11 protein-coding genes, 1 pseudogene and 1 riboswitch are annotated in these 9574 nt (G+C 65.2%); of the genes and pseudogenes, 3 read left to right on the forward strand and 9 right to left on the reverse strand.

Going from position 1 to position 9574, the window contains the following annotated elements:
* Window positions 1-283: 283 nt before the first annotated feature.
* Complete coding sequence (locus tag IVA78_RS15465; RefSeq protein WP_247466230.1) at window positions 284-718, forward strand: hypothetical protein; 435 nt, start codon at window positions 284-286, stop codon at window positions 716-718.
* A gap of 97 nt (window positions 719-815) precedes the next feature.
* On the opposite strand, the gene IVA78_RS15470 is transcribed toward IVA78_RS15465, so the two are convergent.
* From IVA78_RS15470 to IVA78_RS15505, 8 genes are all read right to left on the reverse strand, one after another.
* On the reverse strand, window positions 816-1466 hold the full coding sequence (locus IVA78_RS15470; protein ID WP_247466233.1) for a glutathione S-transferase family protein: 651 nt from the start codon (window positions 1464-1466) through the stop codon (window positions 816-818).
* 235 nt (window positions 1467-1701) lie between these two features.
* Window positions 1702-2220, reverse strand: coding sequence for a mismatch-specific DNA-glycosylase (locus IVA78_RS15475; RefSeq protein WP_247466235.1), 519 nt, complete (start codon window positions 2218-2220; stop codon window positions 1702-1704).
* Window positions 2221-2388: 168 nt separating this feature from the next.
* Window positions 2389-4287, reverse strand: a complete 1899-nt coding sequence (gene thiC, locus IVA78_RS15480; protein ID WP_247466238.1) for a phosphomethylpyrimidine synthase ThiC — start codon at window positions 4285-4287, stop codon at window positions 2389-2391.
* Between the two features lie 263 nt (window positions 4288-4550).
* Entirely contained in the window at window positions 4551-5159 is a 609-nt protein-coding gene (locus IVA78_RS15485) for a thiamine phosphate synthase (RefSeq protein WP_247466241.1), read from the reverse strand.
* Complete coding sequence (locus IVA78_RS15490; protein WP_247420501.1) at window positions 5146-5928, reverse strand: thiazole synthase; 783 nt, start codon at window positions 5926-5928, stop codon at window positions 5146-5148. The genes IVA78_RS15485 and IVA78_RS15490 overlap by 14 nt, the downstream gene beginning before the upstream one ends.
* Before the next feature lie 153 nt (window positions 5929-6081).
* Complete coding sequence (thiS, locus tag IVA78_RS15495; protein ID WP_247278423.1) at window positions 6082-6279, reverse strand: sulfur carrier protein ThiS; 198 nt, start codon at window positions 6277-6279, stop codon at window positions 6082-6084.
* Window positions 6270-7280, reverse strand: coding sequence for an FAD-dependent oxidoreductase (locus IVA78_RS15500; RefSeq protein ID WP_247466244.1), 1011 nt, complete (start codon window positions 7278-7280; stop codon window positions 6270-6272). Before IVA78_RS15500 ends, thiS begins: the two co-directional genes overlap by 10 nt.
* A riboswitch (TPP riboswitch) is annotated at window positions 7268-7396 on the reverse strand. Its footprint overlaps the gene before it by 13 nt.
* Window positions 7397-7551: 155 nt before the next feature.
* Window positions 7552-8115 carry a lytic transglycosylase domain-containing protein gene (locus IVA78_RS15505; protein ID WP_247466248.1) on the reverse strand — a complete coding sequence of 188 codons (564 nt, stop codon included), beginning with the start codon at window positions 8113-8115 and terminating at the stop codon, window positions 7552-7554.
* Between the two features lie 228 nt (window positions 8116-8343).
* Here IVA78_RS15505 and IVA78_RS15510 point away from each other — a divergent pair, with 228 nt between their 5' ends.
* On the forward strand, window positions 8344-8544 hold the full coding sequence (locus IVA78_RS15510; RefSeq protein ID WP_247278426.1) for a hypothetical protein: 201 nt from the start codon (window positions 8344-8346) through the stop codon (window positions 8542-8544).
* Window position 8545: 1 nt separating this feature from the next.
* Here IVA78_RS15510 and IVA78_RS15515 read toward each other — a convergent pair.
* Window positions 8546-8730: pseudogene (locus tag IVA78_RS15515) on the reverse strand (two-component sensor histidine kinase); the annotation flags it as partial.
* A gap of 237 nt (window positions 8731-8967) precedes the next feature.
* On the opposite strand from IVA78_RS15515, the gene IVA78_RS15520 reads away from it, so the two are divergent.
* A complete protein-coding gene (locus IVA78_RS15520) occupies window positions 8968-9492 on the forward strand; it encodes a PRC-barrel domain-containing protein (protein ID WP_247420394.1) in 525 nt (174 codons plus the stop codon).
* Window positions 9493-9574 lie beyond the last annotated feature (82 nt).

The following is a 9574-nucleotide window of genomic DNA, read 5'->3' on the forward strand; positions in this document are numbered from 1 at the left end:
GCTTGCCGCCTTCGCTAAAGCTTCGGCGGCCGAGCACCCTTGAGGCCCCGGCGTAGCCTTGGCGGAGCCGGGACCGGCGCGTCCAGTACGCCGCGGCCTCTCGACGCAACCATGACCGCTTCTGGAATACTGGGATCGCCCGACTGCGCGGGCGATGACAGTTGGATGCGCTGCTGCATCTTGCACGTCACGTCTGCCCCCATCATGTTGCCGCCGCGATCGATCGGATAGATTTGTCGCGTCTGATTCGATCCCCCTGAAAAATAGCCCCCCGGAGACACCCATGAAGTTCGCATCCACCTTCCGCGCCGCGCTGGTCGCCATCATCGCCCTGGCTGGCCTTGCGACTGCGGCACGGGCCGGCAGCGGCTTCGTGACGCTGACGATCTACAAGGCGGGCTGGATCATCGGCGCCTCGGGCGGCAGCGGCGTGCTCAGCTTCCGCGGCCGCACCTATGGGCTCTCCACCGGCGGCCTCGATTACGGCCTCGTGTTCGGCGGCTCGAAAACCGTACTGCGCGGCCGGGTCTCCAACATCAACCGTCCCTCGGATGTGGCTGGCGTCTACGGCGCCGCCGGTGCCGGCCTTGCCGTCGGCCGCGGCGCCCGTGCCATCGTGCTGACCAACCAGAAGGGCGCGGTGCTGGAATTGACCGGCCAGCAGGTCGGGTTGATGGCGAATGCAGATCTCAGCGGGCTTGCGATCACGATGCGGTAGGCGAGGTGCCCTGGGTGGAAGGCGCGCAAGCGCCGTGCCCACCATTGGTGTCAGAACAATACAAAACAGTTGGTGGCACGCTTTCGCTTTGCCGACCCTACGGTCGCGACGCGGCGTTGAACACCGCAAGCTGCGCATCGAACGCCCGCCTGAAAGCCGGCCGCGCCTCGCCGCGGGCGACATAGGCGGCAACGGCAGGATACTCGTCCAGCAGGCCCGATGTGTTCAGCCTGCGCAGCACCGTCACCATCATGAGATCGCCGGCGCTGAACGCGCCGTCGAGCCAGTCGGCACTGCCGAGGTGGCGGGCCAATTCGCCGAGCCTGCCACGGACGCGGTCCTGGAGCATGGGCAGGCGCTCCGCGTACCAGCTCTTGTCGCGCTCGAACAGCATCGCAATGGCGAGCTCGACGATCGGCGGCTCCACCGTGCTGAGTGCGGCAAACATCCACGCGATCGCACGGCTCCGCGCATTCGCATCCTTCGGCAGCAAGCCATCATGGCGCTCGGCGATATGGAGCACGATCGCGCCGGACTCGAACAGCGCGAGATCGCCGTCCTCATAGGTCGGGATCTGCCCGAACGGATGCAGCGCAAGGTGCGCCGGCGCCTTCATCGCCTCGAATGAAACAAGACGCACATCGTAGGGCTGGCCGACCTCCTCCAGCGCCCAGCGCACCCGCATGTCGCGCGCGTGCCCCCGGCCGCGGTCGGGGGAGTTTTCGAAGGCGGTGATGGTGGGGGGCATGCGTAGGCTCCGGGGTGGTCTGTTTCCAGAGGACGAACGACCGACGCAGTTTCCGACAGGCTAGCGCAAGGCGAGTGGCGGCGTGCCCCGGACGCGGTGCAGCGCGCCGCTTTTTGCGGCGTGATGCGCTGCAGAGCCGGGGCCCATGGCGGATCCGTACCGGAGCCTCTGGGTCCCGGGTCTGCGCTCCGCTTGCCCGGGACACGAGAGCGGAGGCGTTCCGCGAGGAAACTATTCAGTGCGCGCGATCGATCCACGCCGCCAGCTCGCGCCACGGCTCGATCGTCCAATGCCCGGACGCCGCACCGGACGGCGAGGGAAGCACGAAGACCTCCGGCAGGCTGGCATCGCGCGGTTGTCGCCCCAGCGCAATCGCAGCCGACGGCCGGCCATAGAACAAGCTCGCCGCCTTCTTGCTCGTGAACGCAATCGTCCTCGGCCGATACGTTTCGATTTTCGCCCAAAACCCCGGCACGTCGATCGTCTCCGCCGCGATCTGGTGATCCATCCCGGCTCCCGACTTGGAGAGATCGGTGAAGCCGATCCCGAGTTCGATCAGCGCCGCAAACTCGCTCGGCTGATAGCGCCGCGGCGTGATCCCGGCCTCATGGATCGCGCGCCAGAAGCGGTTGCCGGGATGGGCGTAGTAATGCCCGAGTTCAGCCGAGCGCGTAGAAGCGGCGGTGCCGACGAAGACGAGGCGGAGGTTGAGACGGAGCTGGTCGGGGAGGCGGTGGAGGGTAGGGGTGGGCAAATCGGCCAATTTTTGCGTTGTAGCCTACAGAGCGTCAGCGGCGTCCGGGCCGCTGTCAATCCCGGATGTCACCCTGGCTACGCTGCGCTCTAAAAAGAAGCCGAGCTTTCGCCCGGCTTCTCGCTCCTGATGGATGCTCGAGCAAGCCCGCGCATAACGAGCGGAGAATTACAACACCCGATTGCTCTCCTTCACCTTCTCCGCATCCAAATATACGCTCGATCCCATCTCCTTGAACTTCTCGCTCATCTGCTTCATGCCGTCTTCGACGGTGCCGGCCATCGACATGCCCACCGAGTTCGGATCGTTCAGCGTCGCCGCGTAATCCCGCACGTCCTGGGTGATCTTCATCGAGCAGAATTTTGGACCGCACATCGAGCAGAAATGCGCGACCTTGTGGGCTTCCTTGGGCAGGGTCTCGTCGTGGAAGCTCTTTGCGGTGTCCGGATCGAGGCCGAGGTTGAATTGGTCGGTCCAGCGGAATTCGAATCTCGCGCGGGAGAGGGCGTCGTCGCGCAGTTGCGCGGCGGGGTGGCCCTTGGCGAGGTCGGCGGCATGGGCGGCGATCTTGTAGGTGATGACGCCGGTCTTGACGTCGTTGCGGTCGGGCAGGCCGAGATGCTCCTTCGGCGTGACGTAGCAGAGCATGGCGCAGCCGAACCAGCCGATCATGGCAGCGCCGATGCCTGAGGTGATGTGGTCGTAGCCTGGCGCGATGTCGGTGGTCAGCGGTCCAAGCGTGTAGAATGGCGCCTCGCCGCACTCCTTGAGCTGCTTGTCCATGTTGATCTTGATCTTGTGCATCGGCACGTGGCCGGGGCCTTCGATCATGACCTGGCAGCCCTTGTCCCACGCGATCTTCGTCAATTCGCCGAGCGTCTCCAGCTCGGCAAACTGCGCGCGGTCGTTGGCATCCGCGATCGAGCCCGGGCGCAGGCCGTCGCCAAGCGAGAACGAGACGTCATACTTGCGCATGAGGTCGCAGATTTCGTCGAAATGCGTGTAGAGGAAGCTCTCCTTATGATGCGCCAGGCACCACTTCGCCATGATCGAACCGCCGCGGCTGACGATGCCGGTGACGCGGCTGGCGGTGAGGTGGATATATTGCAGGCGCACGCCGGCGTGGATGGTGAAGTAGTCGACGCCCTGCTCGCACTGCTCGATCAAGGTGTCCTTGTAGAGCTCCCAGGTCAGCTTCACGGGATCGCCGTTGCACTTCTCCAGCGCCTGGTAGATCGGCACGGTGCCGATCGGCACCGGCGAGTTGCGCAAGATCCATTCGCGCGTGGTGTGGATGTTGCGTCCGGTCGAGAGGTCCATCACGGTGTCGGCGCCCCAGCGGATCGCCCACACCATCTTCTCGACCTCTTCCTCGACCGAAGAAGTCACCGCCGAGTTGCCGATATTGGCGTTGATCTTGGTCAGGAAGTTGCGGCCGATGATCATCGGCTCGAGCTCGGAATGATTGATGTTGCAGGGGATGATGGCGCGGCCGCGCGCGATCTCGTCGCGCACGAACTCCGGCGTGATGAAGGCTGGCACCGATGCGCCAAAGCTCTCGCCGTCGGCGAGCGCGGCTTCCGCGCGCTCGAGCTGTTGTTTGCGCCCGAGATTTTCGCGGGCGGCGACGTAGATCATCTCCTTGGTGATGATGCCGGCGCGGGCGAATTCGAGCTGCGTGATCTTGTGGCCGGGAAGGCCGCGCAGCGGCTTGTGATAGGCCGAGAAGGCGCGCGCGGCCTTGTCGGTGGAGACGCTGCCATTGTCCTCCGGCTTGATCTGGCGCCCGTCATATTCTTCGACGCCGCCGCGCTCCAGCACCCATTGCTTGCGGTTGCGCGCAAGGCCGGCGTTGACGTCGATGGTCACGCTCGGGTCGGTGTAGGGACCCGAGGTGTCGTAGACCGGCAGGTTCGGCTCGCCGGCGCCTTCGGAGAGGATGATCTCGCGCAGGGGCACGCGCAGGTCGGGCGCGGCGTCGGGCGTCGCGAAGATTTTTCGCGAGGAGGGAAGGGGACCCGTGGTGACGGCGGGGACGGTCTTGTCGGGGTTGGAACGGATGTTCATGGGGATTCTCCGGTTTTAATGGGCGTCGTTCCGGACGGACCGCACAGCGGTCCGATCCGGAACCTCGAGGTTGTTGAGCGAGATTCCGGGTTCACGCTTCGCGTGCCCCGGAATGACGCCGGGTGGATGATCTCCGTCATCCCCGCGAAAGCCGGGGATCCAGTACTCCGCGGCGGCGCGCCTAGAGCCGAAGGGCCGCGGCGTACTGGATCGCCCGGTCAAGCCGGGCGATGACGGCGGAGCGTGTGGACAGAGAGCCTTCATCACGCAGCCTCCACTGTGAGGTCGAGCCATTGCCGCACGCGCGCATCCGAATCGGGATTTTGCGTGACGTCGGAAACCACGGCGATGGAATCCGCGCCCGCGGCAAAAATCTCCGCGGCGTGCTCGAACTTGATGCCGCCGATCGCGACCAGCGGAATATCGCCGATGCGCTTTTTCCATTCGGTGATTTTTGGAATGCCCTGCGGCTCGAAGCGCATCGATTTCAGCGTGGTGAAGAAGATCGGGCCGAGCGCGACGTAGTCGGGTTTGGCTTTGAGCGCGGTCGCAAGCTCGTCGTCGTCATGGGTGGAGATGCCGAGCGACAGCCCGGCCTCGCGGATGGCCTTGAGATCGGCATCCGCCAGATCCTCCTGGCCGAGATGCAGATATTTTGCGCCGGCGACGACCGCGGCGCGCCAATAGTCGTTCACGACCAGCTTGGCCTGCGTGTCCTTGGTGATCGCCAGCGCATCGGTGACGATCTGCAGCGCGTCGGCATCGTTCAGCTCTTTCGCGCGCAGCTGGATGGTGCCGACGCCGAGTTTCGTCAGGCGCTCGACCCATGTGAGGCTGTCGACGACGGGATAGAAAGGATCAGGATACGGCATGCCAGAACGGGGTCCCAACGACAGGGGTGGAGGGGGAGGCGAAGTCGCGGGCGTCCATCAGCCCGGCTTCGTAAGCGGTGCGGCCGGCCTCGACGCCGAGACGGAAGGCGTTGGCCATCGCAACCGGGTCGGCGGCCTTTGCGATCGCGGTGTTGAGCAGCACGGCATCGTAGCCGAGCTCCAGTGCGTGGGCCGCGTGGGAGGGCGCCCCTAAGCCGGCGTCAACCACCAGCGTGATGTCGGGCAGCCGCTCGCGCAGCAGTTTCAGCGCGTCGCGGTTGGTGATGCCGCGGGCCGAGCCGATGGGGGCTGCCCATGGCATTACCACCTTGCAGCCGGCATCGACCAGGCGGTTGGCGACCGAGAGATCCTCGGTGCAATAGGGGAACACCTCAAAGCCGTCCTTGATCAGGATGCTGGCGGCCTCGACCAGGCCGACGACGTCGGGCTGCAGCGTGTCGTTATCGGCGATCACTTCGAGCTTGATCCAGGACGTGCCGAACAATTCGCGGGCGAGTTTTGCCGTCGTCACCGCCTCGCGCACGCTGCGGCAACCGGCGGTGTTCGGCAGCACGGTGACGTCAAGCTCGCGGATCAGCTTCCAGAACGCGTCTCCGGTCTTGCCGCCGGCGGATTCGCGGCGCAGCGACACGGTGACAATGCTCGCGCCGGAGGCGCGGATCGCGGCCTGCATGATCGCGGGCGAGGGATAGAGCGCGCTGCCGATCAGCAGGCGCGAGGCGAAGGTCTTGCCGTAGAAGGTCACCATGATGAATTCCCCGTCATTCCGGACGGGCCGCGGGACGCGGTCCGATCCGGAATCTCGAAGTTGCGGCGCGAGATTCCGGGTTCACGCTTCGCGTGCCCCGGAATGACGAGCCAAAAAGAGCCGTCGTCGTGAAGAGAGCTCGCCTGCATCACATCACCCTCCCTGCCGCGGCGTGATGATCTCGATCTCGTCGCCGGCTTTCAGCTGCGTCTCCGCCCAGCGGCTTTTCGGCACGACGTCGTAATTGAGCGCGATGGCGAAATGGGTGCCCTCGTAGTCGAGCTCGGTGAGCAGCGCGTCGACGCTGGCCGAGCTCACTTCGCGCTGCTCACCGTTGACGATCACCCGCACTGCATCATCTCATTGTCGATCTGGCCGCGCTGGACATAGGCAAGTGTCAGCTCGGCGAGCGCCGGCGCGAGCAGGAAGCCGTGGCGGTAGAGGCCATTGACGGCGATCTTCTCGCCCCGAATGCCGATGCGCGGCAAATTGTCGGGAAAAGCGGGGCGCAGGCCCGAGCCGAACTCGACGATGCGGGCTTCGCCGAAGGCAGGATGCACCGCATAGGCCGCGCCGAGCAGCTCGAGCGCCGAGCGCACGCTGACGCCGGTGTCCTCAGCCTCGATCGAGGTCGCGCCCAGCATGAACAGATTGTCCTCGCGCGGGATGACATAGAGCGGCCAGCGCGGATGGATCAATCGCACCGGACGCGCAAGGTGCACCTCGTCCGTCTCGATCAGGATCATCTCGCCCTTGACGCCGCGCAGGTCGGGCTGCTCGTCGCGCGCGGAAAGGCCGCGGCAGTCGATCACGATGCCATCGAGCTCGGCGGCGCTGACGCGGCTTTCGAACTTGATGGTGCCGCCGGCGGCGCGGATGCGCTCGTGCAATTTCGGCAGCACGCGGCGCGGCTCGACGTGGCCCTCGCTCGGGAAGAACAGGGCTTCGCGGAAGCGGCCCTCCAGCGACGGCTCCAGCGCGGCAAGACCGGCCGCATCGAGCCGCTCGTGACCCTCCGTCATGCGGGCAAAGCGCTCGAAATCGTTGCGCTCGCGGGGATGGGCGACGACGAGCGAGCCGTTGAACGGCGTTTCCGGCAATTCGCGGCGCCAGATCTCGAGCGAGCGCAGGCCGAGGCGGCTGACGATGGGCTCGGCCACCTCCGCCTCGCAATAGGGCGCGAGCATGCCGCCGGCCCAATGGCTGGTGGCATCGGTCATGGCGGCGTCACCACGCTCGTGTAACGTCACGACATGGCCGGCCTGCGCGAACAGCAAGGCCTGCCAGGCGCCTGCGATGCCTGCGCCGATGATGGATACCGGTGAATCCGGTCGCTTGGTGGTCTGCAACATCCCTGTCCCTTCGCCGGCATGACCCGGATCAGGTTCAAAGGGTCACCGCGGTCCTGGGCGGTATTGCCCATTTAGCGGTATCTCAGCTCCTCCTCGGAGCACCCCTCGGAACGGCTCTAATGTATGCCAGTGACGGGCGGTGTCAACGCGTTAAGCCACACGGCCGTCATTCCGGGGCGATGCAAAGCATCGAACTATGGTGCGCAATTGCGCACCTGAGAATCTCGAGATTCCGGGTTCGGTCCTGCGGACCGCCCCGGAATGACGATCTCTAGTGAGGAACTTGCGCCCGGGCGTTGCGGACGCGCTGGACGAGCTTCCTGGGCGGCGTGGCGCCGAGCATCGGCTGCGGGTTGCCGTTCGGCTCGAGCCAAGTCTCGCCAAAATTGGTCTCGCCCATATTGGTCGTGCCCATAGTGGCGACCTGCACGGCCTCCTGCCGCTGCCGCTTTGCCGCATAGTAATAGCCGCCCGCGAAATAACGCACGGCTCGGGCATGGTCGCCGTTGGCAGCGCGATAGGCGCCGGCGAGATATTTGACCGCATAGGTGAGGTTGGTGTTGGGATCGCGCAGGCCTGCGGCATCGCCGGTGTAGCCGACGCCGCGGGCGGTCGCGAGCTTGATCTGCATCAGCCCGATGGTGCCGCCGCGGCCGACCAGGCCGGGCTGATAGCGGCTCTCGCGCATGATCACGCGGTGGACCAGCGCCTCCGGCACGCCGTTGGCGCGGGCATGGGCTGCGACCATCTCGGCGTATTCGGCTTGGCCGGCGAATGCGCCCTGCGGCAAAATCAGTGCGGTTGCGAGCAGCGCGGCAACGCGTAAAATTTTCATCGAAATATTCCTTGGCAGAACGGACCTGCACCCATGCGGGTTAGGCCGTGGGAACACGGCGATGATGTGGCGAAACGCCGCCTTCGGCGATTTTCGTTGGGCCGTCGCTTTTACGACTCAAACTCACGTTAAGCTTGGAGCTGGCAGAGCGCCTTACGCGACAGCTGGTCTGTCCATTCGTGTCTCCGCCCAAAAATCGCTTTCAAAACAGCATTCGGGAGGACGTCCATGACCCCGCGAGACATCGACGACATTCCCACGCAGAACCCCTGTGCACAGTGCGGCACGCCGATTCCATTCCCGGACTGGATCGAGCCGGGCGAAGGCCGCGTTTCCTATCTCTGGAATTGCCACGCCTGCGGCTACCGCTTCGAGGCGGTGGCGATCTTCGATGAGCACGCCATCAAGCACCCGCCGCTCGCGGCTTGAGCTACGCCGCCAGCAGCGGCTCCTGCCACACCGGCAATTGGATCCGCACGATCAAGCCATGCGGCTCGCGGTCGTGCAGTGACAACTCGCGGCCATGGGCGAGCGCGATCGACGGGCCGAGCCCGAAGCCGGTGGCGCGTCCATGGTGGAGGCGTCGTCGCCGCGCACGAACGGCTCCAGCATCTTGGCCGCCGGAGGATGCTTCTTCGGATCGTCGTCGACGACGGATTCGACCAGCAGCACGTTGATCGGCGCGCATGATTGTCGGAACGGTGCGCCGCAATATGTTCCTGGGTGACGCAGGAACATGCCCTGGGCGCTTTTCGGCTCGCGCATCGCGCGACGAAATTGCCGCCCGCACGGAACTGGGCGTGATCAGCGCTGTTTTCTCCGCACAAGGTTTCTGTCGAAGGAGAGGACAACATGATGAAGTCGATCGTCGCCGGTCTTGCCGGCACAGCACTGCTCGCGACCGCTGCGTTCGCGCAAACGCCGCCCGCCACCACCGACAAGGCGCCGACCGCGGCCACCGCCACGACGACGAGCGCGTCCGACCAGTGGCGCGTGTCGAAAATGTCGGGCGTCAAGGTCTATAACGAGGCTAACGAGAACATCGGCTCGATCAACGACCTCTTGATGGACAAGAGCGGTAACATCAAGATCGCCGTGATCGGCGTCGGCGGCTTCCTCGGCATGGGCGAGCATCTGGTCGCGGTGCCCTATGAGAAGCTGAAGTTCGTCAACGAGGCCGTCGCCTACTCCGGCACAGGAGCCACCAACCCGCCCGGCCGGCCGGCTGCGACCACGACGACTGGCGCAGCCACCGGCACCGACAAGACCGCGACGACCACGACCTCGTCGGCGTCGAAATGGTATCCGGACCACGCCGTGTTCAACGCCAGCAAGGACGAGCTGAAGAACATGCCGGAGTTCAAGTACACGGAGTAATGAACTTCTAAACGCCTCAACGAAGCGCGCCCGGTTTTCCCCGGGCGCGCTGTCGTGTCTTTTCGTCATTGCGGCGAACTTG

The organism is Bradyrhizobium sp. 137 (genome assembly GCF_023074095.1).
Classification (GTDB): Bacteria; Pseudomonadota; Alphaproteobacteria; order Rhizobiales; family Xanthobacteraceae; genus Bradyrhizobium.

Coding starts and splice junctions, on each gene's coding strand:
- IVA78_RS15465 (WP_247466230.1), top strand. CDS start 284: ATGAAGTTCGCATCCACCTTCCGCGCCGCGCTGGTCGCCATCATCGCC.
- IVA78_RS15470 (WP_247466233.1), bottom strand. CDS start 1,466: ATGCCCCCCACCATCACCGCCTTCGAAAACTCCCCCGACCGCGGCCGG.
- thiC (WP_247466238.1), bottom strand. CDS start 4,287: ATGAACATCCGTTCCAACCCCGACAAGACCGTCCCCGCCGTCACCACG.
- IVA78_RS15485 (WP_247466241.1), bottom strand. CDS start 5,159: ATGCCGTATCCTGATCCTTTCTATCCCGTCGTCGACAGCCTCACATGG.
- IVA78_RS15490 (WP_247420501.1), bottom strand. CDS start 5,928: ATGGTGACCTTCTACGGCAAGACCTTCGCCTCGCGCCTGCTGATCGGC.
- IVA78_RS15500 (WP_247466244.1), bottom strand. CDS start 7,280: ATGTTGCAGACCACCAAGCGACCGGATTCACCGGTATCCATCATCGGC.
- IVA78_RS15505 (WP_247466248.1), bottom strand. CDS start 8,115: ATGAAAATTTTACGCGTTGCCGCGCTGCTCGCAACCGCACTGATTTTG.
- IVA78_RS15510 (WP_247278426.1), top strand. CDS start 8,344: ATGACCCCGCGAGACATCGACGACATTCCCACGCAGAACCCCTGTGCA.
- IVA78_RS15520 (WP_247420394.1), top strand. CDS start 8,968: ATGATGAAGTCGATCGTCGCCGGTCTTGCCGGCACAGCACTGCTCGCG.